This window comes from Pseudomonas sp. Pf153, from assembly GCF_001269775.1.
Classification (GTDB): Bacteria; Pseudomonadota; Gammaproteobacteria; order Pseudomonadales; family Pseudomonadaceae; genus Aquipseudomonas; species Aquipseudomonas uvaldensis.
The window spans coordinates 194,044-220,173 of record NZ_LHVL01000009.1 but is presented as its reverse complement, the minus strand read 5'-3'; the positions used below and the strand labels follow the sequence as shown (position 1 = coordinate 220,173).

Genomic DNA, 26,130 nt, shown 5'->3' with positions numbered 1-26,130 from the left:
GCGAATGCAATATGCGCGCTGCCCGGTTGGGCGAGCGGACTCGACAGTTTAAAAAAACACCAGCGTTTAGGGAAGCGCTGATTTTTTGACCAAACCCCTCGGCGCGCTGCGACTACCAATGTAAAGCCGTCGCAGCGGTTTTGGGAAGGGCCGGTCAGCCCAGCAGTTCGGCCAATAATTTTCCGAAACGTTGCTGCTGGCGTTTCTGTTGCAGCTGATTGGCGCGGAAAATGGCTTTCAGGTCGTCCAGTGCGTGGGCGAAATCATCGTTGATGATCAGGTAATCGTAGTCCACGTAGTGGCTCATTTCGCTGACTGCTTCTCGCATCCGGCCTTCGATGATCTCGTCGCTGTCCTGGCCACGGTTGGTCAGGCGCTGGCGCAAGGCCTGCTGGCTCGGTGGCAGGATGAAGATCGAACGGGCCTGGGGCATCAGCTTGCGCACCTGCTCGGCGCCTTGCCAGTCGATTTCCAGGATCAGGTCATGGCCTTCGTCCAGGGTCTGTTGCAGGTGGCTTTGCGAGGTGCCGTAGAGGTTGCCAAAGACTTCGGCGCGCTCCAGGAAGTCGCCGTGTTCGGCCATCCTCACGAATTCTTCGCGGTCGACGAAGTGATAGTTCACCCCGTTCACTTCGCCTGGACGCATGGCGCGGGTGGTGTGCGAGACCGAGACGCGGATCTGCGGCTCGGCGTCGATCAGGGCCTTGACCAGGCTGGTCTTGCCGGCGCCCGAGGGCGCGGAAATGATGTAGAGGGTGCCGGTGCTGTGGGTCATGTCGGGTTAGCCTTACTCAATGTTCTGCACTTGTTCGCGCATCTGCTCGATCAACACCTTGAGGTTGACCGCAGCCTGGGTGCTGCGCGGGTCGAAGGCTTTGGAGCCCAGTGTATTGGCTTCGCGGTTGAGTTCCTGCATCAGGAAGTCGAGGCGGCGGCCGGCCGCGCCACCGGATTTGAGCACCCGGCGGACTTCGATGATGTGGGTACTCAGACGATCCAGTTCTTCGGCCACGTCGCTCTTTTGCGCGAGCATGACCATTTCCTGTTCCAGGCGCTGCGGGTCCAGCTCGGCCTTCATGTCGGCGAAGCGATCGAGGACTTTCTGGCGCTGGGTGGCAAGCATTTGCGGGACCAGCTCGCGCAAGGTCGCCACGTCTTCTTCGATTGACGTCAGGCGCTCGTTGATCAGCCGGGCCAGTTCCGCTCCTTCGCGCTCACGGCCCGCCTTGAGTTCCTTGAGGCCCTGATTGAACAGCGCCAGTGCCTCGGCGTTCAGTGCCTGCGGGTCGCTCGCGTCTCCCACCAGCACGCCGGGCCAGGCCAGGACTTCCAACGGGTTCAGGGCGGCGGGGTGCTTGATCAGACTGGCGACGGTTTCGGCGGCGGCCACCAGTTGCGCGGCGCGCTCGCGGTCCACTTGCAGGGTTTTGCCGGTGTTTTCCTCGGTGAAGCGCAGGGTGCATTCCAGCTTGCCCCGGGACAGGCCCTGGCGCAGCGCTTCGCGCACGCCGCCTTCAAGGTCGCGGAAGGACTCGGGCAGGCGCAGGTGCGGCTCCAGGTAACGGCTGTTGACCGAGCGCAGTTCCCAGCTCAGCGTGCCTTGGGCGCCGGCCTTTTCGACGCGGGCGAAGGCGGTCATGCTGTGCACCATGGGGGTTCCTCGCAATGCAGGTCGGGCACGACGGTGGTCGTGGCGCCTGGAATCTATGAATAAAAGCCGACGGGCAGCAAAGGCGCAGGATTGTAGCGCAGTGAGGCGCATGGCCCCAAACCGGGCCTGTGACAAAGCGCTGCAGCCCGTCGGGCGGGGCTTTGAGGGGCCTCGCTCGTCGCAACGGTTTTTTAGAACTGCCTTCTGCCGGTCGACGGCTCTATAATGCCGGCAGTTTTCCGTCCTCTGTACAGGTGTTCCCTATGAAACGTCCAAGTGGTCGCGCTGCCGATCAGCTTCGCTCGATCCGCATTACCCGCAACTACACCAAACACGCCGAGGGATCTGTACTGGTCGAATTCGGTGACACCAAGGTCATCTGCACCGTCAGCGTCGAAAACGGCGTGCCACGGTTCCTCAAGGGCCAGGGCCAAGGCTGGCTGACCGCCGAATACGGCATGCTGCCGCGTGCCACCGGTGAGCGGAACCAGCGCGAGGCCAGCCGTGGCAAGCAGGGTGGCCGTACCTTGGAAATCCAGCGCCTGATCGGCCGTTCGCTGCGCGCCGCTCTGGACATGTCCAAGCTGGGCGACGTGACGCTGTATGTCGATTGCGACGTGATCCAGGCCGACGGCGGTACCCGCACTGCGTCCATCACCGGTGCCATGGTCGCGCTGGTCGATGCCTTGAAAGTGATCAAGAAGCGTGGCGGCCTGAAGGGCGGCGATCCGCTTAAACAGATGATCGGCGCGGTATCCGTGGGCATGTACCAAGGCGAGCCGGTGCTGGACCTGGACTACCTGGAAGATTCCGCCGCCGAGACCGACCTGAACGTGGTCATGACCAGTGCCGGCGGCTTCATCGAAGTGCAGGGCACCGCCGAAGGCGCACCGTTCCAGCCTGAAGAATTGAACGCTATGCTGGAGCTGGCGAAGAAAGGCATGAGTGAGATTTTCGAACTGCAAAAGGCCGCGTTGGCCGACTGATCGTTTCACGCTTCAGACAAGGAGAGCGACATGAGTGATGAGCAAGTCCTGCTGCCCAAGCCAAGCCAGGAGGCACGTCAGTGGGCGATGTTCTGCCACCTGTCCGCCTTGCTGGGCATCGTGATTCCGTTTGGTACGCTGATCGGGCCGCTGGTGCTCTGGCAGGTCAAGCGTGAGTCCGACCCGTTCGTCGATGCCCAGGGCAAGGAAGCGCTGAACTTCCAGATCACGGTGGCGATTGCCTCGCTCATCAGCTTCCTGTTGATGATCGTGGTGATTGGCTTCTTCCTGTTTGGGCTGATCGCCATCGGTGCGCTGGTGCTGACCATCATCGCCGGGATCAAGGCCAATGAAGGGCAGCCGTACCGGTATCCGTTCACCTGGCGGGTGATCAAATAACGATCAGTGAATAACCCCTGTGGGAGCGAGCTCTGCTCGCTCCCACAGGGGTAAAGCGATCAGCCACAAAAAACCGACATCGCTGTCGGTTTTTTTGTGGCTGCAAGATGACACTCAGATCGTCAGCGTCCAGTCGTAGTCCACGATCAGCGGCGCGTGCTGCGAGAACCGTGGCTGGCGCGGCAGGCGGGCGCTGCGTACGAAGCGGCGCAGGCCTGGTGTCAGCAACTGGTAGTCGAAGCGCCAACCGAGGTTGAGCATCTCCGCCTGTTCGTTATCCGGCCACCAGCTGTACTGATCGCCTTCACGGCTGACCTCGCGCAGGGCGTCGACATAGCCCATGTTGCCGATGATCTCGTCCATCCACGCCCGCTCCGGCGCCAGGAAGCCAGGCGATTGCTGGCTGTCGCGCCAGTTCTTGATGTCCAGCTTCTGTTGCGCCACGTATAGCGAGCCACAATAGATGTACTCGCGACGTTTGCGTCGCTGTTTATCAAGGTAACGGGCGAAGTCGTCCATCAACTTGAATTTCTGATTCAAATCTTCATCGCCGTTCTGCCCCGAAGGGAGCAGTAAGGTCGCGATGCTGACCTTGTCGAAATCGGCCTGCAGGTAGCGCCCGTAGCGGTCCGCCGTCTCGAAACCGAGACCGTTGATGACAGCCTTCGGTTGCAGCCGCGAGTACAAAGCCACGCCACCCTGGGCGGGGACTTCTGCATCGCAGGCATAAAGGAAGTAACCATCCAGTTGGAAGGCTGCATCGTCCAGTTCAAAGGCGGAGGCACGGGTATCCTGCAGGCAGATGACGTCGGCATTCTGTGCTTGCAGCCAACTGAGCAAACCACGCTCCACTGCAGCCTGAATACCATTGACGTTCACACTGATGATCCGCATAAATGGCCCCAAAAATCACGTGCGTGTATGATACACGCCGTCTACCTATTTAGCTAAATCCGCGGTATCTGAGGCTTTTTTCATGCAGGCGTATCAACGCGATTTCATTCGTTTTGCCATCGATCGCGGCGTTCTGCGCTTCGGTGAGTTCACCCTCAAGTCCGGGCGCACCAGCCCGTACTTCTTCAATGCCGGCTTGTTCAACAGCGGTTCCGCCCTGGCGCAACTGGGTCGTTTCTACGCAGCGGCCATCGTCGAGAGCGGCATCCCGTTCGATGTGCTGTTCGGTCCGGCCTACAAAGGCATCCCGCTGGCCGCTACCACCGCCGTCGCCCTGGCCGAACAACACGGTCGCGACCTGCCGTGGTGCTTCAACCGCAAGGAAGCCAAGGCCCATGGCGAAGGCGGCAGCCTGGTAGGCGCGCCATTGACCGGTGATGTGCTGATCATCGACGACGTGATCACCGCCGGCACCGCTATCCGCGAAGTAATGCAGATCATCGCTTCACAGGAAGGTGCCAAGGCCGCCGGTGTGCTGATCGCCCTGAACCGCCAGGAGCGCGGTAACGGCGAACTGTCGGCGATCCAGGAAGTAGAGCGTGATTTTGGTATTCCGGTGATCAGCATTGTTTCGTTGAACCAGGTGCTGGAGTTCCTGGCCGATGATCCGCAGCTCAAGCAGCATTTGCCGGCGGTGGAGGCCTACCGGGCGCAGTTCGGCGTCTGAAGGCTCGCTCCTTCTGGGGAGGCAAAAAAAGACCCCGTTCAACCAGGTTGAGCGGGGTCTTTTTTTGGATTGACGCTTAAGGACGCTTGCGATTGCTGATCAACGTACCCACACCCGTATCGGTAAAGATCTCCAGCAGGATCGCATTCGGCACTCGACCATCGATGATCAGCGAACTACCAACGCCGCCCTGTACCGCTTCGAGCGCGCAACGAATCTTCGGCAGCATGCCGCCGTAGATGGTGCCGTCGGCGATCAGGTCATCGACCTGCTGGGTCGACAGGCCGGTCAGGACTTTGCCCGACTTGTCCATGAGGCCGGCGATGTTGGTCAGCAGCATCAGCTTTTCGGCTTTCAGTGCTTCAGCGACCTTGCCGGCCACCAGATCGGCGTTGATGTTGTACGACTCGCCGTTGGCACCCACGCCGATAGGCGCGATCACCGGGATAAAGTCGCCCTGGACCAGTAGGTTCAGCAGGTCGGTGTTGATGCCGACTACTTCGCCCACATGACCGATGTCGATGATTTCCGGTTGGGTCATTTCCGGCGTCTGGCGAGTGACGGTGAGCTTTTTCGCCCGGATCAGCTCGGCATCTTTACCGGTCAGGCCGATGGCGCTGCCGCCATGACGGTTGATCAGGTTGACGATGTCCTTGTTGACCTGGCCGCCCAGGACCATTTCCACCACATCCATGGTTTGCGCGTCGGTGACCCGCATGCCATCGATGAAGTGGCTTTCGATCGACAGGCGCTTGAGCAGATCGCCGATCTGCGGGCCCCCGCCATGGACCACCACCGGGTTGATGCCCACGGCCTTCATCAGCACGATGTCGCGGGCGAAGCCCGTCTTGAGCTCCTCGCTTTCCATCGCGTTGCCGCCGTATTTGATCACCAGGGTCTTGCCGACGTAGCGTCGGATATAAGGCAACGCTTCGGACAAAACCTTGGCGGTATTGGTGGCGGCTTCGCGTTCGAGGGTCATTCAGGGCTCCGGAGCTTCAAAAAGTCAGAACGGTAGTTTCAGATCGGGTGCAACACGTTTGAGTTGGGTGTGGAACACATCCTTGATGCGCTGCAGTTCCGCTTCGTTGTCGGCCTCGAAGCGCAGCACCAGCACCGGTGTGGTGTTGGAGGCGCGAACCAGGCCCCAGCCATGGGGATAGTCGACCCGCACACCGTCGATGGTGGTCAGTTCGGCCCCTTCGCCCCATTGAGCGTCGTGCAGTGCATCAATGATGCTGAATTTGCTCTCTTCGGTCACATGGATATTGATTTCCGGCGTGGAAATATCGTTCGGGAAGGTCGCGAACAACTCTTCGGCCGTGGATTTTTCCTTGCTGAGGATTTCCAGCAGGCGCGCAGCGCTGTAGATGCCGTCGTCGAAACCGAACCAGCGCTCCTTGAAGAAAATGTGGCCGCTCATTTCGCCAGCCAGCAGGGCGCCGCTTTGTTTCATTTTCTTCTTGATCAACGAATGACCGGTCTTCCACATCAGGGGGCGACCGCCGTACTCCTTGATCAGTGGCACGAGGCGACGGGTGCATTTGACGTCGAAAATGATTTCAGCATCAGGGTTGCGCGCCACCACGTCCTTGGCGAACAGCATCAGCAGGCGATCGGGGAACACGACGCTGCCGGTGTTGGTCACTACGCCAACGCGGTCGCCGTCACCGTCGAAGGCCAGGCCCAGATCGGCGTTGGTTTCCTTGACTTTGGCGATCAGGTCTTCGAGGTTTTCCAGCTTGCCCGGATCCGGATGGTGGTTGGGGAAGTTGCCATCCACGTCGCAGAACAGCGGAATGACTTCGCAGTTCAGGGCTTCGATCAGTTGCGGGGCAATCACGCCGGCCGCGCCGTTGCCGCAGTCGACCACCACTTTCAGGCGACGGGCCAGTTTCACGTCCTTGACGATTTCGTCGTTGTAACGCTCGAGGATATCGACCTTGGTGATGCTGCCTTTGCCGCTGCTCAGGTCATTGGTCTTGAGGCGTGTGTGCAGGGCCTGGATCTGCTCGTTGGCAAGGGTGTCGCCGGCGATGACGATCTTGAAGCCGTTGTAGTTCGAAGGGTTGTGGCTGCCGGTGAGCATCACGCCGGATTTGCCGGCCAGCACGTTGGCGGCGTAGTACAGCGCCGGGGTCGGGACCAAGCCCACGTCGCTGACATGGCAGCCGCTGTCGGCAATGCCTTTGATCAATTGTTCGACCAGTTCCGGGCCAGACAGGCGGCCATCGCGACCGACGCATACGTTCGGTTCGCCCTGGGCCAGGCTCTGGGAGCCGATGGCGCGGCCGATCCAGTAGGCGGTTTCGGCGGTCAGGGTTTCCGGCACCACGCCACGGATGTCGTAGGCGCGGAAAATGCTCTCAGGAAAGATCGGGGCAATTGCGGCTGGGGTGTTCATGGGTGGGGCGCTCTATCAAGGAAGTGACTGGACAGGCCGACATTCAGCATCGGCAGGCTCAAGCTGAAGGGTATGACGGCGTTTTTGACAGAGAGTTCGTGGTGGGAAAATGCCATGAGACAGCGTTATCCCGGCCTCGGTCGCCTAATACATTGATTCCGGATGGGAAACCTAGCAGAAAGCCATTGCGCATTTTTTGCCCTGAAACAGAAGTTTAATTAACCGGCCGGACAGGCTGTCCGGCTGGAAGTGGCGGGGTCAGTGGCTGCCTGAATGGCCGAAACCACCTGCGCCGCGCTGGGTCTCGTCGAACTCCTGCACCAGTTCGAAGTGGGCCTGGACCACCGGTACCAGCACCAATTGGGCGATACGCTCGCCTACGGCGATGTTGAATGCGGTTTGTCCGCGGTTCCAGCACGACACCATCAACTCGCCCTGGTAGTCAGAGTCGATCAGGCCCACCAGGTTGCCCAGCACGATGCCGTGTTTGTGGCCCAGGCCCGAGCGCGGCAGGATCAGGGCGGCCAGGCCCGGGTCACCGATGTACACCGACAGGCCGGTGGGGATCAGAAGAGTCTGGCCCGGCTCCAGGAGTGTGTCCTGCTTGAGCATTGCGCGCAGGTCGAGGCCGGCGGAACCCGGCGTGGCGTACTGCGGCAGCGGAAATTCAGTGCCGATGCGGGGGTCGAGGATCTTGGCTTGTAGAGCGTGCATGAATTAAACCTGGTTCAGCCGTTCGGCAATGAAAGTGATCAGTTGGCGGGCAATCTTGCCCTTGCTGGTCTGGGCGAAAAGGGTGGCGTGCAACTGGCGGTCGATCACGCTGCAGGCGTTTTCTTCGCTGTTGAAGCCGATGCTCGGGTTAGCGACGTCGTTGGCCACGATCAGGTCCAGGTTCTTGTCCTGGAGCTTGCGCGCGGCGTAGTCGAGCAGGTTTTCGGTTTCGGCGGCGAAGCCGACACTGAAGGGACGGTCGGGGCGGGTGGCGATGGTCGCCAGAATGTCCGGATTGCGCACCATTTGTAGCAGCAGGCCGTCGCCGCTCGTAGGGTCTTTCTTCAATTTATGCGGGGCGACGACTTCGGGACGGTAATCCGCCACCGCAGCCGAGGCGATGAACAAATCACAGGGGATCGCCGCTTCGCAGGCCGCGAGCATGTCCCGTGCGCTGACCACGTCGATGCGGGTCACCCGGTCCGGCGTCTGCAGGTGCACCGGTCCGGTGATCAGCGTCACCCGGGCTCCAGCCTCGACAGCCGCTTCGGCCAGGGCGAAGCCCATTTTTCCCGAACTGTGGTTGGTGATGTAGCGCACCGGGTCGATGTTTTCCTGGGTCGGCCCGGCGGTGATCAGCACGTGCTTGCCGGTCAGGGCCTGGCGCTGGAAGCAATCGGCGGCACATTGAGCCAGATCGGTCGCTTCGAGCATCCGCCCCATGCCGACATCCCCGCAGGCCTGGCTGCCGGACGCCGGGCCGAAGACTTTCAGATCACGGCTTTCGAGTAATTGCAGGTTGGCCTGGGTGGCCGGGTCGCGCCACATGGCCTGGTTCATGGCCGGTGCGACGGCGACCACGGCGTCGGTGGCGAGCACCAGCGTGGTCAGCAGGTCGTCGGCGATGCCTTGGGCCAGGCGAGCGATCAGGTCGGCCGTGGCCGGTGCGATCAACACCAGGTCGGCCCATTTGGCCAGTTCGATATGGCCCATGGCGGCTTCGGCCGCCGGGTCGAGCAGGTCCAGGTGGACCGGGTGCCCGGACAGGGCCTGCATGGTCAGCGGCGTGATGAATTCACTGCCGCCACGGGTCATGACGACCCGCACTTCCGCGCCCTGGTCGATAAGCCTGCGAACCAGCTCGGCGCTCTTATAGGCGGCAATGCCGCCGCCGACGCCCAGAACGATGCGTTTCCGATACAGCCGCTGCATAGGCCTGCCTTTCGATTTCAGTGGTCAGTGCAAGGCGAACCTCTGGGCAACAGCCTGCCGGGGTGCAAATCGCCTGCAAAAAAGATGGGCTACGATATCACAGCGACCGCTATGGAACAGCGGCGCCCACGATCAGGGAGCGACTATGAGCATTCGGGATTGGCCTGCAGCCGAGCGGCCGCGGGAAAGGTTATTGGCGTTGGGAGCGGGAAGTCTCTCGGACGCCGAGTTGTTGGCGATTTTTCTACGAACCGGCGTCTCCGGTAAAAGCGCGGTTGATCTGGCGCGACATCTCTTGACCCAATTTGGCAGTCTGCGTGCTTTGCTCGAAGCCGATCAGGTCACGTTCAGCAGCCATGTGGGGCTGGGGCCGGCGAAATATGCCCAGTTACAAGCGGCTCAGGAAATGAGTCGTCGTCACCTGGCCGAACGGGCCCGACAAAGAACGACGCTGGAAAATCCCCATGTGGTCCGTGATTACCTGAAGTCGATGCTTCGCCACGAACCTCACGAGGTGTTTGGCTGCCTGTTTCTCAACTCCAGGCATCAGGTACTGACATTCGAGGCGCTGTTTCGCGGCTCTATCGACAACGCCAGTGTTCATCCGCGGCAGGTGGTCAAGCGAGCCCTGGCCCATAACGCCGCCGCGCTGATTCTGTGCCACAACCATCCCTCCGGCAACGCCGAACCGAGCCAGGCCGACCGGGTACTGACCGAGCGGCTTCAGGAAGCATTGGAGTTGATCGACGTACGGGTTCTCGACCATTTCATCATCGGCGATGGGGAGCCGTTGTCGATGGCGGAGTATGGGTGGATGTGAGCAAAGTCCGATGCGCTGAAGCTCTTTTGTGGGAGCGGACTTGTTCGCGAAGGCGGTGTGTCAGTCGACATTCATTCAACTGATCCACCGTTTTCGCGAGCAAGCCCGCTCCCACAGGGGGGACTGTGGGCAGGAGGTTACTTGAGACTGACCTTGGAATAATCCTGGCGTCCAAACGGGCTGACCGCATAACCCTGGACTTCCTTGCGGGTCAGCGCAAAGGCGGTCGGGTGCGCCAGAGGGAGCCAAAGGGCCTGCTGCTGGATCTGCGCCTGGGCCTGCTCATAGAGCTTGGTGCGCACGCCTTGTTCGCTCGTGGTCTTGCCGGCGCTGATCAGCTTGTCCAGGTCCGCGTTGCAATAGCGGGCGAAGTTGGTGCCGGACTTGACCGCCGCGCAGGAGAATTGCGGTGTGAGGAAGTTGTCCGGGTCGCCGTTGTCGCCGGCCCATCCCATGAACAGCAGGTCGTGCTCACCGGCTTTGGCGCGGCGGATCAGCTCGCCCCATTCGATCACGCGGATTTCGGCCTGGATGCCGATTTCCGCCAGGTCAGATTGCAGCAGTTGCGCTCCAAGGCTGGGGTTGGGATTCAGCAGGCTGCCGGATGGGCGGGTCCAGATCGTTGTTTGAAAGCCGTCCTTCAAGCCGGCCTTGACCAGCAGATCACGGGCCTTGGCCGGGTCATGGGCGTAACCGGGCAGATTCCTGGCGTAGCTCCAGGTGTTGGGTGGGTAGGGACCGTCTGCCGCTTCGGCGGTGCCTTCAAAGACTGTCTTGAGGTAGCTGCTCTTGTCGAAGGCGAGGTTGATGGCTTGCCGTACTTCAGGCTTGTCCAGCGGTGGGTGCTGGCTGTTGATCGCCACGAACGCGGTCATGAAGGCGTCGGTCTGCTCCACTTTCAGCGTGGCTTCCTGTCTGGCGGCCTGTACGTCCAGCGGCTTGGGTGACAGGGCAATCTGGCATTCATTGCGCCGCAATTTCTGCAAGCGCACATTCGCATCCGGGGTGATGGCGAAGATCAGCGGGTCCACCGAGGGCTTGCCGCCGAAATAGTCGCCGTTGGCCTTGTAGCGGATCGATGCGTCTTTCTGGAATCGATTGAACACGAACGGGCCAGTACCGATGGGCTGGCTGTTGAGCTTGTCCGGTGTCCCGGCCTTCATCAGTTGGTCGGCGTACTCAGCCGAATAGATCGAGGCGAAACCCATGCTCAGGGTGGCCAGAAAGGTCGAGTCCGCGTGATCGAGGGTGAAGCGCACGGTCAGCGGGTCCAGGGCGTCGATCTTTTTGATCAGCGCCGGCAATTGCATGGACTGGGCGTGGGGGAAGCCGCTCTGCGCGACTTTGTGCCAGGGATTGGCCGGATCCAGCATGCGCTCGAAGCTGAATTTCACGTCCTCGGCTGTCAAGTCTCGACGTGGCGTGAAGTATTCGGTGCGATGGAACCTGACCGTTGGACGCAACTTGAACACATAGGTCAAGCCATCGGGCGAGACTTCCCAGTGCTCGGCCAGGCCGGGGACTACTTTGCCGCTGGCGGTGTCGAATTCCACCAATCGATTCATCAGCACGTCGGCAGAGGCGTTGGTGGTCGTCAGGGAATTATATTGGACGACATCGAACCCTTCCGGGCTGGCCTCGGTGCAGACGCTCAGGGCAGCGGCCTGGGCCAGTGGGCTGGCCAGCAGGGGAGTGAGGAGCAGTGACAGGGCGGCGAGACGCATGAGCAGTTTCCTTGTGCAGGTCGAAGGCCCATCTGCGAGTGCAGTCTGGAAAAGGCCTACCCTAGTGGGCTCGCCGGTAAATGACTATCCCCTTTTTGCTTTTTCCGGCACGCTTTGCCGCCGTATCGATGGCTGGAAACCGGTCGACGGTATAAAAACGCCGGTTCAGCGACGAGCGGTCATGGATAGCGCCCGCCCTTGCACCGGCTATCCGGAGCGGTCGTTCGAGGATTTCCCCGGAAGACAAATCAAACGGGCTGTTGTTGTGCCTGGGTCTTTCTGGTATAAAGCAGCGCTCTTTTCTAGGGGCCCGGTTCCTTCACTGTAGGTGTAGCCGGTAAGACCCTTAAAGAAACGCGGCGCCTGGCGCCAAATGACTGAGAGATTAAGCGGCCAACCCATGCCGGGTTGGGCATGTGGTTTTAGAGGGCTGAGGCATGTCTAGAGTCTGTCAAGTTACCGGTAAGGGTCCGGTGACTGGGAATAACATTTCCCACGCAAACAACAAAACCCGTCGTCGTTTCCTGCCGAACCTGCAGCATCACCGCTTCTGGGTTGAGTCCGAGAAACGTTTTGTACGTCTGCGCGTATCTGCCAAGGGCATGCGTATCATCGACAAGCGCGGCATTGATGTCGTGCTGGCCGAACTTCGCCGCGATGGCAAGGTTTAAGGGAGCTAATCATGCGTGAATTGATTCGTTTGATCTCGAGCGCCGGTACTGGTCACTTCTACACTACCGACAAGAACAAGCGTACTACCCCGGACAAAATCGAGATCAAGAAATATGATCCGGTTGTTCGCAAGCACGTGATCTACAAGGAAGGCAAAATCAAGTAATTGATTTTCCCTCTGCAAAAAAGGCCCGTATCGAGAGATACGGGCCTTTTTTTTCAGGCCGGCCACGATCCTGTGGGAGCGAGCCTGCTCGCGATGAGGCCAGACCTGCCGGCCCTTACTCTCAAGCCTTTTCCTCGAACACCACATAAATCTTGCGGCACGGCTCCAGCACTTCCCAGGTGCCCTTGAATCCCGCCGGAATCACGAAACGGTCACCCGCTCGCAAGGTCTTGGCGTTGCCCTCGCTGTCGCGCAGCACGGAAACGCCCTGGACGATTTCGCAGTATTCATGCTCGGTGTAATTGACTGTCCACTGGCCGACCGCGCCTTCCCATACGCCGGCGTTCATTTGTCCGCAGGGGCTGTTGTAGTGGTTGAACACGGCTTGTTCGGGATCCCCCTTGAGAACCTTGGTCGGATCCGGGCGATAGCGGTCGGCGGTGGTGGTGGCCTGACTGAAATCGACGATGTCCTGAATGCTCATATCCGTAATCCCCGGTGAATGCCTGGAAAGCCCCGAGTCTATGTTTATTAAAATGAACATCGCAAGGCCGTTTCCCGCCTTGGTGTCAAATATATTGAAACACAGGGGGTGGCTGGTTTAGGGTGGCGGGTGCCTTGGGTCGAAAACTTGTTCCGTAAACAGGCTGGCCGGGCAGAATTCTTGAGCGCCGCGCACCGCACGGCGCTCGTACTCAAATAAGAGGAGGACACTCGCATGACCACCCTGACTCGTGCCGACTGGGAACAACGCGCCCGCGATTTGCGTATCGAGGGTCGCGCCTTCATCAACGGCGAATACACCGATGCGGTGTCCGGTGAAACCTTCGATTGCCTGAGCCCGGTCGATGGCCGGCTGCTGGGCAAAATCGCCAGCTGCGACGTGGCCGATGCCCAGCGTGCTGTCGAGAACGCCCGAGCAACCTTCAATTCCGGCGCCTGGTCGCGCCTGGCACCGAGCAAGCGTAAAGCCACCATGATTCGTTTCGCGGGCCTGCTCAAGCAGCACGCCGAGGAACTGGCCCTGCTCGAAACCCTGGACATGGGCAAGCCCATCAGCGATTCGCTGAACATTGACGTTCCCGGTGCGGCGCAAGCACTGAGCTGGAGCGGCGAGGCCATCGACAAACTCTACGATGAAGTGGCGTCGACCCCGCACGACCAATTGGGCCTGGTGACTCGCGAGCCGGTGGGCGTCGTGGGGGCTATCGTGCCGTGGAACTTTCCGCTGTTGATGGCCTGCTGGAAGCTCGGTCCGGCACTGTCCACCGGTAACTCGGTGGTGCTCAAGCCGTCAGAAAAATCGCCGCTCACCGCCATCCGCATCGCAGCCCTGGCCGTTGAGGCGGGCATTCCGAAAGGCGTGCTGAACGTGTTGCCTGGCTACGGCCACACCGTGGGCAAGGCCCTGGCGCTGCACATGGACGTCGATACGCTGGTGTTCACCGGTTCCACCAAGATCGCCAAGCAACTGATGATCTATTCCGGCGAGTCCAATATGAAGCGCGTCTGGCTGGAAGCTGGCGGCAAGAGCCCGAACATCGTGTTCGCCGACGCTCCGGACCTGCAAGCTGCCGCCGAGGCCGCGGCCAGCGCCATCGCCTTCAACCAGGGCGAAGTCTGCACCGCCGGCTCGCGCCTGTTGGTCGAACGCTCCATCAAGGACACCTTCCTGCCATTGGTAATCGAAGCCCTCAAGGGCTGGAAGCCTGGTAACCCGCTGGACCCCGCGACGAATGTCGGCGCTCTGGTCGACACCCAGCAAATGAACACCGTGCTGTCCTACATCCAGGCAGGCCATAGCGACGGCGCCAAGTTGGTGGCTGGCGGCAAGCGAATCCTGGAAGAAACCGGCGGTACCTACGTCGAGCCGACGATTTTCGATGGGGTGAGCAATGCCATGAAAATCGCCCAGGAGGAGATTTTCGGTCCGGTCTTGTCGGTCATCGCTTTCGATACCGCCGAAGAAGCTATTCAGATTGCCAACGACACGCCCTATGGCCTGGCCGCGGCGGTATGGACCCGGGACATCTCCAAGGCGCACCTGACCGCCAAGGCCTTGCGCGCTGGCAGCGTGTGGGTGAACCAGTACGACGGTGGCGACATGACCGCACCGTTCGGTGGCTTCAAGCAATCGGGTAACGGCCGTGACAAGTCGCTGCATGCGTTCGACAAATACACTGAGTTGAAGGCGACCTGGATCAAGCTCTGACGAGAGTCTGCTGCGACACGGATCCTCCTTGTGGGAGCGGGCTTGCTCGCGAAAGCGGTATCACATTCAACGACTGAGTTGACTGACACTCCGCCTTCGCCAGCAAGCCCGCTCCCACATTTGCTTTGTGTAAAGCTTGAAATGTAATTACCCACAGGAGCGTGGAAATGCGTTGGGCGACTTATTTCGCCGTGTTGGCGTCCGTCCTGAGTGTCGGGCTGGCCTTGGGCGTGAGCATGCCGCTGGTGTCGCTGCGTCTGGAAGGCTGGGGTTATGGCGCGTTTGCAATCGGCGTGATGGCGGCCATGCCGGCTGTCGGGGTGCTGCTTGGGGCCAAGGTGTCGAGTCGGCTGGCCGCGCGGTTTGGTACGGCGGCGTTGATGCGCCTGTGCCTCTGGGGCGGGGCGGTGTCCATCGGATTGCTGGCATTGTTGCCTAGTTATCCGGTCTGGTTGGTATTGCGGCTGGGGATCGGTGTGGTCCTGACCCTGGTGTTCATACTGGGTGAGAGCTGGATCAATCAACTGGTTATCGAGCAGTGGCGAGGACGGTTGGTGGCGCTGTATGGCTGCAGTTACGCCCTGAGCCAACTGTCGGGTCCGTTGCTGCTCGGTGCCCTGGGAACGGATCACGACTACGGTTTCTGGGTTGGCGTTGGCCTGTTGATGGTCGCCCCATTGTTGTTGCTCGGTCGCACCGGCGCGCCCACCAGCGAGGCCAGCAGCGTCACGCTCATGGATCTCTGGGGATTTTGCCGGAGCTTGCCAGCCATCGCCTGGGCCGTGTCGTTGTTCGCAGCGTTCGAGGCGATGATCCTGACGCTGTTGCCGGTTTATTGCTTGCGCCAGGGTTTCAGTGCCGATATTGCCTTGGCGATGGTCAGTACCGTGGTGGTGGGCGATGCGCTGTTGCAATTGCCCATAGGCGCCTTGGCCGATCGCTTGTCGCGTCGGTCGCTGTTCACCGGCTGTGCGGTGGCGCTGACCTTGTCCAGCCTGGCGGTTCCGCTGCTGATCGATACCTTGTTGATCTGGCCGTTGTGGGTGCTGTTTGGTGCCAGTGCGGGGGGCTTGTTCACGTTGTCGTTGATTCTGATTGGCGAGCGTTATCGCGATGATGCGCTGGTGCGTGCCAATGCCCATGTCGCCCAGTTGTGGGGGATCGGCTGCCTGGTCGGTCCCCTGGTGGCGGGGGCGGGCAGCCAGTGGATCAGTGGCCACGCGCTGCCCTTGTTCATGGCGGTGGGGGCGTTCGGGCTGGTGATACTGTTGTTGCGCCAAGGGGCATTCGGGGCGGCGCAGCCCGCCTGATCCCTATAGCATCCGCTCCAGGCCGATGGTGTTGGCGAACCAGGCATTGAACCGTCGCCACCAACTGCCCGGCTCGCGATCCAGATCGTGCAGCTTGCCGTTGTCTTCGGTGGTCCACACCAACTTTCCATCTTCCAGTCGGGGTCGATAACTCAAGGGCGGTGCCATGCCCTGCAAGGCCAGGTCGCGCACCTGGCCCGCCAGTTCCGGGCTGTCCACCAGGACGCCGACTTCGGTATTCCACAACACTGAGCGTGGGTCGAAATTGAACGAGCCGATGAAGGATTTCTGTCCGTCGAAAATGATCGCCTTGCTGTGCAGGCTCGAATCCGATTCGCCGTAGGATTTGCTATAGAACAGATGTGGGCTGCTGCCACCGGTGTCGCCAGGTTGGCGACGCAATTCGAACAGCCGTACGCCATGCTCTAGCAGCGTCTTGCGATAAGGCGCGTAGCCGCCGTGTACCGCCGGCACGTCGGTGGCGTCCAGGGAGTTGGTCAGCAGGCTCACTGACACCCCGGCGTCGGCGCGGCTGGTCAGGTATACCAGCCCCGGTTGGCCGGGAACGAAGTACGCTGAAATCATGATCAGCTCTTTGCTGACGCCCGTCAGCTCCGGGCCCAATTGGGTGGTCAGCAACAGTTGCGGGTCCGGTTCGTCCTTCGCCAGTACTTTGCTGGGCGCGTCCCACAATGCCTGGTTCCAGGCCCAGATCAACTGATCGCGCCAGATGTCCAGCCGCGGCTGGGTCCTGTAAGTGGTCAGTTGCTGGTACAGCGCGTGATTCTCCTTGTGCGTCTGCTCCAAAGACTCTTGCAGGCGCAGGCGGCTGTTATCCAGCTCCTTGGCGGTGGGGCGATGGGACAGGAATTGCTCGATCGGCTTGCTCAGGGCGCTATTCCAGTACTGGTCGAAACTGTGCCCCAACTGCTGCGCCACGGGACCGACGCCGAGCAGGTCGATGTCCGTGAAGTTGAGGTTGGGTTCGGCGTCGAAATACTCGTCACCCAGGTTGCGTCCGCCGACGATCGCCATGCTGTTGTCCGCCAGCCAGAGCTTGTTATGCATCCGCCGGTGCTGCAACGAAAGGTTGAACAGGCGCCCGAGGCCGCGCGTCACGCCTGTGGCGCGTCCCAGGTGGAGGGGGTTGAACAGGCGGATCTGGATGCGGGGATGGGCGGCGAGGGTGGCGATGATCTGATCCTGGCCATCACTGGTGGTGTCGTCCAGCAGGATCCGCACCCGTACGCCCCGGTCGGCGGCCTTGAGCAATTCGTCCACCAACATGCGTGTGCTGATGCCGTCATGAACGATGTAGTACTGCAGATCCAGGCTGCTCTGGGCGTTACGAATCAATTCGGCCCGGGCGGTGAAGGCGTCGGTGCTGTCGGAGAGCAGGCGAAACCCCGAGCGTCCTTCGTGAGGAGCGGCCTGGGCCTGGACCGAGCGGCCAAAGGAGGAGTCGGAAGCCGGCAATGCCTGGGAAGGCTCGCGGGTGATGTCTACGCTGGCGCAGCCACCCAGCAGCGAGACGATTAACAGGAGCGCAGGCAGGATCGGACTGGATCTCACGTAGGAACGTTCCGCTTGTTGTTATTGATCGGCTTTGATGCCGCTTCCCTGCGTAAACTTCAGACGTCGCTGCATTGGGTTTCGTTCAACAACGCAGCGGCAGCGGCACCGACCTTGCGTACAGCTTCCTCGATCTGTGCCGTTGGCTTGGCAGCGTAGTTCATCCGCAGGCAGTTGCGGTACTTGCCCGACGCCGAAAAAATACTGCCAACAGCAACCTGCACCCCTTGGTCGTGCAGGACCCGGTTGAGCTTCAGCGTATCGAAACCGTCAGGTAGCTCGATCCACAGCATGAAGCTGCCTCGCGGACGACTGGCCCGGGTGCCCGACGGAAAATAGCGGCTGACCCAGTCGATCATGGCGTCGCGATTACGCTGATATTGCGTACGCATCCGTCGCAAATGAGGTTCGAAGTGTCCGCCTTTGAGAAATTCTGCGATGGCGATCTGCGGCTGCGGGGCAGTGGAACCGGTGCTGATGTATTTCATGTGCAGCACTCGCTCCAGATACCGGCCCGGAGCGACCCAACCTACTCGCAGGCCCGGTGCCAGGGTCTTGGAAAAAGAACTGCAGAGTAGGACGCGGCCATCTTCGTCGAAGGACTTGATCGTGCGAGGGCGCGGGTAGGTGTAGGCCAATTCCCCATACACATCGTCCTCGATAATCGCCACGTCGAAGCGCTGGGCCAAGGTCAGCAGAGCGCGTTTATTGGCCTCCGGCATGATATAGCCCAGGGGATTGTTGCAACTGGGCGTCAACTGTATGGCCTTGATCGGCCACTGTTCCAGGGCCAGCTCCAGCGCGTCCAGGCTGATGCCCGTGAGCGGGTCTGTTGGAATTTCCAGGGCCTTCATGCCCAGGCCCTTGAGGGTTTGCATGGCGCCATGAAAGCTGGGGGAATCCACGGCCACGATATCGCCCTGCTCGCAGGTTGCGCGGATGCTGACCGACAGCGCTTCGTGGCAACCCGTGGTAACGATCAAGTCGCTCGGGCCCAACTGGCAACCGGAGTCCAGCGACAGGCGGGCGATCTGTTCGCGCAGGGCGAGGTTGCCATAGATGTTGTCGTAATACAGGCCGGGCATGTCCTGGCGACGGCTGATCTGAGCCAGGCTGCGCAGCAGCGGTTTCAGGGTCGGCGAGTTGACGTCCGGCATACCGCGCCCCAATTGCACCACATCCTTGCGTGGCACGGCGCGTATCAGCTCCAGCACCTGGTCCCATTGGGAAATGTCCACCGGTCGTTGGGCGGGACGGCCGACCACCGGCAGGTCTGGCAACTCGCGGCTGACCGGCACGAAATAGCCGGATTTGGGCTTCGGCATCGCCAGACCGCTGTCTTCGAGCACGCGATAGGCCTGCTGCACCGTACTCAGACTGACCCCGTGTTCCACGCTCAAGGCCCGTACCGACGGCAGCCGGTCACCGGGGCGATAGAAGCCCTGTTCTATGCGGGTGCCAAGCAATTCGGCGAGGTTCACGTAGAGGGTCATGGCGTGCTCTCGATGAGGTACCGATACAGTTGGTTGGTAAAAACAGGATTCAGTCCAAAAAAAGCCAAATCTGTATGCTTCTAAAATTAACAGGTTGAATCTGTATTGAGTTTTTCTGTCCGCGCATCATGAAAGCTCTGGCTATCCATGTAAACAGGAGCGATGAAAATGAACGGCTTGAGCGATGTACGGCTAACGCTGCACGGTCAGGAACTGGAGGCGGGGCAGGAAAAGGAGATGCGCAGTGCCATGCCGCGCAATGCGCCTGCCTGCCTCGGCCGCTGGGGCCTGTTCTGGCATCGTCTGCATACACGCAAAGCCTTGTTGGAGCTGACACCCGAACAGTTGCGGGATATCGGGTTGAGCCGGGAGCAGGCGCGGGCGGAGGGGTTGAAACCGTTCTGGCGGCTCTGAAGTGAAGTCGTCATCAATCTGCTATCGCGGGCAAGCCTTGCCTGCGATAGCTCCCTGAGCCACTCAAGCTTTCAGACCAACTCTTTCAGCCTGTGCCACAGCATCCCCAACGCCAACAGCGGTGAACGCAGGTGTTTGCCCCCAGGGAACGTGATGTGGGGCACCTTGGCGAACAGGTCGAACCCGCCGCTGTGCTGCCCACTGATGGCTTCGGCCAGTAGTTTTCCGGCCAGGTGCGTGGCATTCACGCCATGACCGGAGTAAGCCTGGGCGAAATACACATTGGGTTGGTCCTTGAGTCGACCGATTTGCGGCAGGCGATTGGCGCCGATGCCGATCATCCCACCCCATTGATAATCGATTTTCACGCCCGCCAGTTGCGGGAAGACCTTGAGCATCTTCGGACGCATATAGGCGCCGATGTCCTGCGGATCACGGCCCGAATAATGGCAGGCGCCGCCGAACAGCAGGCGTCGGTCCGCCGAAAGCCGATAGTAGTCCAGCGCCACCCGCTGATCACAGACCGCCATGTTTTGCGGCAATAAACTGTGGGCCAGGGTCTCGCTCAGGGGCTCCGTGGCGATGATGTAGCTGCCGGCCGGCAGCACTTTGCCGCTCAACTCCTGGTTGAGGCCGTTGAGGTAGGCGTTGCAACCCAGTACCAGGGTCTTGGCACGCACCGAGCCATGTTCGGTGTGCACCTTCACTTGCGGGCCGTAATCGATACGCGTGACCGCCGATTGCTCGAACAGGCTGACCCCCAGTCGCTGCGCCGCGTCGGCTTCGCCCAAGGCCAGATTCAAGGGGTGCAGGTGACCGGAGCCCATGTCAATCAGGCCCCCCACGTAGCGATCCGAGCCCACCACGCTGTGCATTTCGTGGGCTTGCAGCAGTCGGGTCGCGTGGCGATAGCCCAGGCTGCGCAACTCTTCGGCGTCTTCGGCGAAGCCTTCCAGATCGGCGGGCTTGTTGGCCAAGTCGCAGTAGCCCCAGGTCAGGTCACAGGAGATCTGAAAACGCTCGATGCGTTGTCGGACGATTTCCACCGCTTCCAGGCCCATGAGTTTCATCTGACGCACGCCTTCGGTACCGATGACCGGCGCGAACTGCTCCAGGCCATGGCCGACGCCTCGAATCAATTGGCCGCCGTTACGCCCGCTCGCGCCCCAACCGATCCTGTGGGCCTCCAGCAACACCACGTTCAGGCCGCGCTCGGCCAGTTCGATGGCCGTGTTCAGCCCGGAGAATCCGCCGCCGACCACGCAGACATCGGCCACTCGCTCGCCTTGCAGCGCCGGATGATCCGGTTGTGGCAGGCTGCTGGCGGCGTAATAGGAAGCGGCGTGTGCGTGGCTCGGGACAGCTTGCTGAACACGGGCGTTCATGTGCGTAATCCTGATTGTCATGTTTGAGAAATTTTACGGAGCATAAGCCGCGGCTTCGCTCGTGGGCAACATTGGTCGGCCGGCGCTGTCTGGCCCGCTGCTTTTTAAGGCAGAATCCCGGACTGTCTCGCCTTGGTAGCCGTTTCGATGAGTTGCAACAGTCAAAAAATCCGCACGCTGCGCCAGCAGATCCCGTCGTTCGAATGTGTGCCGGGGTGCCATGACTGCTGCGGGCCAGTGACCACGTCCCCCGAGGAAATGGCCCGTCTGCCGCGCAAGACCCGGGCCGAACAGGACGCCGCCCTGGAAGCGCTCGATTGCGTGCACTTGGGACCGAACGGTTGCACCGTTTATGACGAGCGACCGTTGATCTGTCGGCTGTTCGGCACCACGGCGAGTTTGCCGTGCCCCAATGGCCGGCGCCCGGTGGAGCTGATCCATCCGCGGGTCGAACAGCAGATCCATGAGTACATGGCCTGCAATCGGCAGGTATTGGTCTGACGCCGCAACGACCAGGTTCAATCCGGAATCGGCAGGTTCAGGCTCTCCTTCACCTCTTCCATCACGATATAACTCTTGGACTCACGAACGTGGGGCAGCTTGAGCAGGATGTCGCCCAGCAGCTTGCGGTAGGAGGCCATCTCGGAAATCCGTGCCTTTACCAGGTAGTCAAAATCCCCCGACACCAGATGGCACTCCAGAACGTGAGGTAATTTCAGTACGGCGCGTCGGAATTCTTCAAAAGTATCGCCGGATTTGTAGTCGAGGCTGATTTCGACAAATACCAGCAGGCTGCCTTTCAGGTGCTGGGGATTGAGCCGGGCGTTATAACCCATGATGATCCCTTCGCGCTCCAGGCGGCGCACCCGCTCGGTACAAGGAGTAGTGGACAGGCCGACCTTTTCGCCCAGCTCGGTGAAGGAGATCCGCCCGTCGGCCTGGAGGATGCGCAGGATGTTGCGGTCGATCTTGTCCAGTTCGCGTTTGGTCTGTGTATTGGTGCGCACAGGGGATGCTCCTCCATGAAAAGGGTTTTTGCCGAGAATTCTCGCCAAATATAGGCATTTATATAGTGAAAAGCACTGCCTGATCTTTTTTAAACTGCGCGCATCAAAGCTGTGTACAACAAACGTCAGCGGTTATCCGCGATGAGGTCATAAAATGCGCGTTCTGGTCTTGGGTAGCGGCGTCATCGGCACGGTCAGTGCCTACTATCTGGCCCGGGCCGGATTTGAAGTGGTTGTAGTCGACCGTCAACCGGCGCCCGCCATGGAAACCAGCTTCGCCAACGCCGGCCAGGTTTCGCCGGGCTATGCCTCGCCGTGGGCCGCTCCGGGCGTGCCGCTCAAGGCCATCAAGTGGCTGCTGCAACGTCATGCGCCGCTGGCCATCAAGGCCACGGCCGACATTGACCAGTACCTGTGGATGGCGCAGATGCTTCGCAACTGCACCGCCAGTCGTTACGCCATCAACAAGGAACGCATGGTGCGCCTGTCGGAGTACAGCCGCGACTGTCTCGACGAGTTGCGCGCCGAAACCGGCATTGCCTACGAAGGCCGTAGCCTGGGTACCACACAGTTGTTCCGTACACAGGCTCAGCTCGACGGCGCGGCGAAGGACATCGCCGTACTGAAAGAGTCCGGCGTGCCCTTCGAAGTCCTCGATCGCGAAGGCATCGCGCGGGTCGAGCCGGCCCTGGCCAATGTCACCGACATCCTGGCGGGCGCCCTGCGGTTGCCCAACGACCAGACCGGCGATTGCCAGATGTTCACCACGCGCCTGGCGGAAATGGCCGTCAAGCTCGGTGTGGAATTCCGCTTCGGCCAGGATATCCAGCGCCTGGACTTTGCCGGTGACCGCATCAATGGTGTCTGGATCGACGGCAAGCTGGAAACTGCTGATCGTTACGTCCTGGCCTTGGGCAGCTATTCGCCGCAATTGCTCAAACCCCTCGGTATCCGCGCCCCGGTCTACCCGCTCAAGGGGTATTCCCTGACCGTGCCGATCACCAACCCGGCAATGGCGCCCACCTCTACCATCCTCGACGAAACCTACAAGGTAGCGATCACCCGTTTCGACAACCGCATCCGTGTGGGCGGCATGGCGGAAATCGCCGGTTTCGACCTGTCGCTGAATCCGCGTCGCCGTGAAACCCTGGAGATGATCGTCAACGACCTATATCCTCGGGGCGGCGATCTGGCCCAGGCCAGTTTCTGGACCGGCTTGCGCCCGACGACCCCGGACGGTACGCCGATCGTTGGCGCCACGCCGTTCAGGAACCTGTTCCTGAATACCGGTCATGGCACGCTCGGCTGGACCATGGCCTGCGGTTCCGGTCGTTTGCTGGCGGACCTGATGGCTCGGAAAAAGCCACAGATCAGCGCCGAAGGTCTCGATATTTCCCGTTATGGCAGCAAACATCAGGAGTCTGCGAAACATGGCAATCCAGCGCCAGCTCACCAATGACCGCATGAGCCAGGTTGTGGTGCACAACGGCACCGTTTACCTGGCCGGGCAAGTCGGCGACGACATGAGCGCCGGCATTGAACAACAGACCCGCGAAACCCTCGCCAATATCGAGCGTCTGCTTGACCTGGCCGGGACCGACAAGAGCCGCTTGCTGTCGGTGACGATCTACCTGAAAGACATCGAGGCGGATTTCGCAGGCATGAACGCCGTCTGGGACAAATGGCTGCCCCAAGGTGTCGCGCCGGCCCGAGCCACAGTGCAGGCCCGGCTTTGCGAACCGGAAATCCTCATCGAACTGTCGGTCGTGGCCGCGCTGCCGTAAACCGATCGAATCAATCCCTCTCCCGGCGCTGTTGATGGTGCATGCCGTCAGCCAGCGCCGGTTTTTTACCCTGTCCGACTATTAGAAGTCTGCCGCCATGCGTCCTGCTCGTGCACTGATCGATCTCCAAGCCCTGCGTCATAACTACCAACTGGCCCGCGAAGTCACGGGGGCCAAGGCCCTTGCGGTCATCAAGGCCGACGCCTACGGGCACGGTGCGGTACGTTGCGCCGAGGCCCTGCAGGACAGTGCCGATGGGTTCGCCGTGGCCTGCATCGAAGAGGCCCTGGAGTTGCGGGCCGGTGGGATTCGTGGACCGATCCTGTTGCTGGAAGGTTTTTTCGAGGCCGACGAGCTGTCGCTGATCGTCGAGCATGATCTGTGGTGCGTCGTGCATTCCTTGTGGCAGCTCGAAGCAATCGAAAAGGCTGCGATGAGCAAGCCGATCACCGTCTGGCTCAAACTTGATTCCGGAATGCATCGGGTCGGATTGCACCCTGCGGACTATCAAGGCGCCTATCGTCGACTGCTGGCCAGCGGCAAGGTGGCGAAGATAGTGTTGATGACTCATTTCGCCCGTGCCGACGAGCTGCACGACTCCAGCAGCGTCCAGCAACTGGCGGTGTTCGAGGCGGCTCGCCAGGGCCTGGTGGCGGAAACGAGCCTGCGCAATTCACCGGCAGTTCTGGGATGGCCGCAGATTCCAAGCGACTGGGTGCGCCCGGGCATCATGCTGTATGGTGCGACGCCCTTCGATGAAGCCCAGGCTACGGCGTCACGCCTGCAACCGGTGATGACACTGGAGTCGAAGATCATCAGCGTGCGCGAATTACCCGCCGGCGAGCCGGTGGGATATGGCGCCCGCTTCGTGACCGCGCAACCGACTCGGGTCGGGGTGGTTGCCATGGGGTATGCCGATGGGTACCCACGCCAGGCGCCGACCGGTACGCCGGTGCAGGTAGACGGACAGCCCAGTCAACTGGTCGGACGGGTTTCGATGGACATGCTGTGTGTCGATCTGACGAACCTGCCACACGCCGGCCTCGGTTCGAGCGTAGAGCTTTGGGGCAAGCACGTTCTTGCCAGTGACGTCGCGAAGGCCGCCGGCACGATTCCCTATCAGATTTTTTGTAACCTGCGACGAGTGCCAAGGCTCTATTCCGAGGGCTGAGACGAAGCAGGTTTGACCGGAGGTCGCTTCACTGCGCAGGATTCGGGCCAAGGTGTTGTAAATACTGAACGCTGTCGCCATGATAACGCTCACTTACACCACAACCTGACTTCCTGGAGGTTCCTGCATTGGACGTCGGTGAACGACTGCAAGCCATTCGTAAACTCAAAGGTCTTTCCCAGCGTGAACTCGCCAAGCGCGCGGGCGTCACCAACAGCACCATTTCCATGATCGAGAAAAACAGTGTCAGCCCCTCGATCAGCTCGCTGCGTAAGGTCCTTGGCGGAATCCCCATGTCCATGGTCGAGTTTTTTTCCGAAGAAATCCTTCAGGAGAAACCGACCCAGATCGTCTACAAAGCCAACGAATTGATCGACATCTCCGATGGCGCCGTGACCATGAAACTGGTGGGCAGGGCGCATCCGAGCCGGGCTATCGCCTTCCTTAACGAGATCTACCCGCCTGGCGCCGATACCGGTGAAGAGATGCTTACCCATGAGGGTGAGGAGACCGGGATTCTGGTGGAAGGTCGGTTGGAGCTGGTGGTGGGTGCCGAGACATTCGTGCTCGAAGCGGGTGACAGCTACTATTTCGAAAGCACCAAGCCGCACCGTTTCCGTAATCCGTTCGATGCGCCGGCGCGACTGATCAGCGCAGCCACACCGGCCAATTTCTAAGAAACATGGCGCCGAGCCTGGATGGCAGAGGCGCCTGGGGGTAAGCGGGTCATGCCGAACAAGACCCTTGCGACTTTAGGGTTGTTTCAGTGTGACAGGCTTACCGCTATACTTGCGCCCGCCTGCAAACCGTGGCCGCAGGCGTGACTAGCCACCATTGAGGGTGTACGCGTGAACCTAATTATGAAAATGCTGGCTGCACCAGCTACCGTATTGGCCCTATGGGCTGCGAGCGCTCAAGCGGCGCCCAACGATGAAATCGCCAAGCGTCTTGAACCCGTCGGCCAGGTTTGTGTTCAGGGGAAAGAATGCAAGGGCATGGAAGTCGCCGCTTCGGCTGGTGGCGCTGGTGGTGCTGCCAAGACGCCAGACGCTGTGATTACAAAACATTGCAACGCATGCCACAGCACTGGGTTGCTGGGCGCTCCGAAAGTGGGTGACGCGGCAGCTTGGGGCGAAAGGGCAAAAAAAGAAGGTGGTGTTGATGGCCTGCTGGCCAAAGCTATCTCCGGTATCAATGCCATGCCGCCTAAAGGCACTTGCGCCGACTGCTCGGAAGACGAGCTCAAGGGCGCCATCAAAAAGATGTCTGGCCTGTAAAAGCCAACAGCCCGCATCCATCCGGAAAAGCCGCTTACGAGCGGCTTTTTTGTGCCTGCGGCTTTGCAACGCTGTTCATCGCAACCAAGACCCGTCAATCTCGGTCCAACCCACATTCACGGAGCAGGTCGGAGGG

27 protein-coding genes and 1 pseudogene are annotated in these 26,130 nt (G+C 60.6%); 15 read left to right on the top strand and 13 right to left on the bottom strand.

Translation table 11 applies throughout. The features are described 5' to 3' along the window. Window positions 1-154: 154 nt before the first annotated feature. Together gmk and AD666_RS06030 are read right to left on the bottom strand one after the other, a co-directional pair. Window positions 155-775: a guanylate kinase gene (gene gmk, locus AD666_RS06035; RefSeq protein WP_053148679.1), complete on the bottom strand. Its 621-nt coding sequence runs from the start codon at window positions 773-775 to the stop codon at window positions 155-157. A gap of 12 nt (window positions 776-787) precedes the next feature. Further along, the gene (locus tag AD666_RS06030; protein ID WP_053148675.1) at window positions 788-1,651 is read right to left on the bottom strand and encodes a YicC/YloC family endoribonuclease; all 864 of its coding nucleotides are present in this window, start codon (window positions 1,649-1,651) and stop codon (window positions 788-790) included. Window positions 1,652-1,914: 263 nt separating this feature from the next. On the opposite strand from AD666_RS06030, the gene rph reads away from it, so the two are divergent. Beyond that, on the top strand, window positions 1,915-2,637 hold the full coding sequence (gene rph / locus AD666_RS06025; RefSeq protein WP_024780256.1) for a ribonuclease PH: 723 nt from the start codon (window positions 1,915-1,917) through the stop codon (window positions 2,635-2,637). Between the two features lie 30 nt (window positions 2,638-2,667). After that, window positions 2,668-3,036: a DUF4870 domain-containing protein gene (locus AD666_RS06020; protein WP_053148672.1), complete on the top strand. Its 369-nt coding sequence runs from the start codon at window positions 2,668-2,670 to the stop codon at window positions 3,034-3,036. Between the two features lie 114 nt (window positions 3,037-3,150). Here the strand turns inward: AD666_RS06020 and AD666_RS06015 are convergent, their stop codons facing one another. Next, window positions 3,151-3,930 (bottom strand): exodeoxyribonuclease III, encoded by a 780-nt coding sequence (locus AD666_RS06015; protein WP_013694557.1) that lies wholly within the window; start codon window positions 3,928-3,930, stop codon window positions 3,151-3,153. An 82-nt stretch (window positions 3,931-4,012) separates the two neighbouring features. On the opposite strand from AD666_RS06015, the gene pyrE reads away from it, so the two are divergent. Next, window positions 4,013-4,657 (top strand): orotate phosphoribosyltransferase, encoded by a 645-nt coding sequence (gene pyrE, locus AD666_RS06010; RefSeq protein WP_053148669.1) that lies wholly within the window; start codon window positions 4,013-4,015, stop codon window positions 4,655-4,657. Window positions 4,658-4,733: 76 nt separating this feature from the next. Here the strand turns inward: pyrE and argB are convergent, their stop codons facing one another. The 4 genes and pseudogenes from argB to coaBC form a co-directional block, all read right to left on the bottom strand. After that, window positions 4,734-5,639, bottom strand: coding sequence for an acetylglutamate kinase (gene argB / locus AD666_RS06005; RefSeq protein ID WP_053148666.1), 906 nt, complete (start codon window positions 5,637-5,639; stop codon window positions 4,734-4,736). A gap of 24 nt (window positions 5,640-5,663) precedes the next feature. Next, window positions 5,664-7,067: pseudogene (locus AD666_RS06000) on the bottom strand (phosphomannomutase/phosphoglucomutase); the annotation flags it as partial. 252 nt (window positions 7,068-7,319) lie between these two features. Beyond that, a complete protein-coding gene (gene dut, locus AD666_RS05995) occupies window positions 7,320-7,775 on the bottom strand; it encodes a dUTP diphosphatase (RefSeq protein WP_053148660.1) in 456 nt (151 codons plus the stop codon). A gap of 3 nt (window positions 7,776-7,778) precedes the next feature. Then, complete coding sequence (gene coaBC, locus AD666_RS05990) at window positions 7,779-8,987, bottom strand: bifunctional phosphopantothenoylcysteine decarboxylase/phosphopantothenate--cysteine ligase CoaBC (protein ID WP_053148657.1); 1,209 nt, start codon at window positions 8,985-8,987, stop codon at window positions 7,779-7,781. 145 nt (window positions 8,988-9,132) lie between these two features. On the opposite strand from coaBC, the gene radC reads away from it, so the two are divergent. Next, complete coding sequence (radC, locus tag AD666_RS05985) at window positions 9,133-9,807, top strand: DNA repair protein RadC (protein ID WP_053148654.1); 675 nt, start codon at window positions 9,133-9,135, stop codon at window positions 9,805-9,807. Window positions 9,808-9,944: 137 nt separating this feature from the next. On the opposite strand, the gene AD666_RS05980 is transcribed toward radC, so the two are convergent. Beyond that, window positions 9,945-11,531, bottom strand: coding sequence for an ABC transporter substrate-binding protein (locus AD666_RS05980; RefSeq protein ID WP_053148651.1), 1,587 nt, complete (start codon window positions 11,529-11,531; stop codon window positions 9,945-9,947). A gap of 437 nt (window positions 11,532-11,968) precedes the next feature. Between AD666_RS05980 and rpmB the strand changes: the two genes are divergently transcribed. Together rpmB and rpmG are read left to right on the top strand one after the other, a co-directional pair. Further along, the gene (gene rpmB / locus AD666_RS05975) at window positions 11,969-12,202 is read left to right on the top strand and encodes a 50S ribosomal protein L28 (protein WP_007921114.1); all 234 of its coding nucleotides are present in this window, start codon (window positions 11,969-11,971) and stop codon (window positions 12,200-12,202) included. 11 nt (window positions 12,203-12,213) lie between these two features. Further along, entirely contained in the window at window positions 12,214-12,369 is a 156-nt protein-coding gene (gene rpmG, locus AD666_RS05970; protein ID WP_003177274.1) for a 50S ribosomal protein L33, read from the top strand. 121 nt (window positions 12,370-12,490) lie between these two features. On the opposite strand, the gene AD666_RS05965 is transcribed toward rpmG, so the two are convergent. Further along, window positions 12,491-12,853 carry a cupin domain-containing protein gene (locus tag AD666_RS05965; RefSeq protein WP_053148648.1) on the bottom strand — a complete coding sequence of 121 codons (363 nt, stop codon included), beginning with the start codon at window positions 12,851-12,853 and terminating at the stop codon, window positions 12,491-12,493. 234 nt (window positions 12,854-13,087) lie between these two features. Between AD666_RS05965 and AD666_RS05960 the strand changes: the two genes are divergently transcribed. Beyond that, window positions 13,088-14,581 (top strand): aldehyde dehydrogenase, encoded by a 1,494-nt coding sequence (locus AD666_RS05960; RefSeq protein WP_053148645.1) that lies wholly within the window; start codon window positions 13,088-13,090, stop codon window positions 14,579-14,581. A gap of 167 nt (window positions 14,582-14,748) precedes the next feature. After that, complete coding sequence (locus tag AD666_RS05955) at window positions 14,749-15,891, top strand: MFS transporter (RefSeq protein ID WP_053148642.1); 1,143 nt, start codon at window positions 14,749-14,751, stop codon at window positions 15,889-15,891. A gap of 3 nt (window positions 15,892-15,894) precedes the next feature. Here AD666_RS05955 and AD666_RS05950 read toward each other — a convergent pair whose 3' ends face one another. Beyond that, window positions 15,895-17,463, bottom strand: coding sequence for a phospholipase D family protein (locus AD666_RS05950; RefSeq protein ID WP_053148640.1), 1,569 nt, complete (start codon window positions 17,461-17,463; stop codon window positions 15,895-15,897). A 59-nt stretch (window positions 17,464-17,522) separates the two neighbouring features. Beyond that, window positions 17,523-18,956 carry a PLP-dependent aminotransferase family protein gene (locus tag AD666_RS05945; protein ID WP_053148637.1) on the bottom strand — a complete coding sequence of 478 codons (1,434 nt, stop codon included), beginning with the start codon at window positions 18,954-18,956 and terminating at the stop codon, window positions 17,523-17,525. A gap of 168 nt (window positions 18,957-19,124) precedes the next feature. On the opposite strand from AD666_RS05945, the gene AD666_RS05940 reads away from it, so the two are divergent. Then, window positions 19,125-19,370 carry a DUF1127 domain-containing protein gene (locus AD666_RS05940; protein ID WP_053148635.1) on the top strand — a complete coding sequence of 82 codons (246 nt, stop codon included), beginning with the start codon at window positions 19,125-19,127 and terminating at the stop codon, window positions 19,368-19,370. Between the two features lie 71 nt (window positions 19,371-19,441). Here the strand turns inward: AD666_RS05940 and AD666_RS05935 are convergent, their stop codons facing one another. Next, window positions 19,442-20,755 carry an FAD-binding oxidoreductase gene (locus tag AD666_RS05935; RefSeq protein WP_053148632.1) on the bottom strand — a complete coding sequence of 438 codons (1,314 nt, stop codon included), beginning with the start codon at window positions 20,753-20,755 and terminating at the stop codon, window positions 19,442-19,444. 147 nt (window positions 20,756-20,902) lie between these two features. Here AD666_RS05935 and AD666_RS05930 point away from each other — a divergent pair, with 147 nt between their 5' ends. Further along, window positions 20,903-21,256 (top strand): YkgJ family cysteine cluster protein, encoded by a 354-nt coding sequence (locus AD666_RS05930; RefSeq protein ID WP_053148629.1) that lies wholly within the window; start codon window positions 20,903-20,905, stop codon window positions 21,254-21,256. Window positions 21,257-21,273: 17 nt separating this feature from the next. Here the strand turns inward: AD666_RS05930 and AD666_RS05925 are convergent, their stop codons facing one another. Continuing rightward, window positions 21,274-21,762 (bottom strand): Lrp/AsnC ligand binding domain-containing protein, encoded by a 489-nt coding sequence (locus AD666_RS05925; protein WP_003206849.1) that lies wholly within the window; start codon window positions 21,760-21,762, stop codon window positions 21,274-21,276. Between the two features lie 154 nt (window positions 21,763-21,916). Between AD666_RS05925 and dadA the strand changes: the two genes are divergently transcribed. From dadA to AD666_RS05900, 5 genes are all read left to right on the top strand, one after another. After that, window positions 21,917-23,221 (top strand): D-amino acid dehydrogenase, encoded by a 1,305-nt coding sequence (gene dadA / locus AD666_RS05920; protein ID WP_053148626.1) that lies wholly within the window; start codon window positions 21,917-21,919, stop codon window positions 23,219-23,221. Further along, complete coding sequence (locus AD666_RS05915; protein ID WP_053148623.1) at window positions 23,193-23,546, top strand: RidA family protein; 354 nt, start codon at window positions 23,193-23,195, stop codon at window positions 23,544-23,546. The genes dadA and AD666_RS05915 overlap by 29 nt, the downstream gene beginning before the upstream one ends. Before the next feature lie 97 nt (window positions 23,547-23,643). Further along, window positions 23,644-24,717 (top strand): alanine racemase, encoded by a 1,074-nt coding sequence (gene alr, locus AD666_RS05910; RefSeq protein ID WP_053148620.1) that lies wholly within the window; start codon window positions 23,644-23,646, stop codon window positions 24,715-24,717. A 128-nt stretch (window positions 24,718-24,845) separates the two neighbouring features. After that, window positions 24,846-25,394: a cupin domain-containing protein gene (locus AD666_RS05905; RefSeq protein WP_053148616.1), complete on the top strand. Its 549-nt coding sequence runs from the start codon at window positions 24,846-24,848 to the stop codon at window positions 25,392-25,394. A gap of 183 nt (window positions 25,395-25,577) precedes the next feature. Further along, the gene (locus AD666_RS05900) at window positions 25,578-25,994 is read left to right on the top strand and encodes a cytochrome c5 family protein (protein WP_053148613.1); all 417 of its coding nucleotides are present in this window, start codon (window positions 25,578-25,580) and stop codon (window positions 25,992-25,994) included. The last annotated feature ends 136 nt before the right edge of the window (window positions 25,995-26,130 follow it).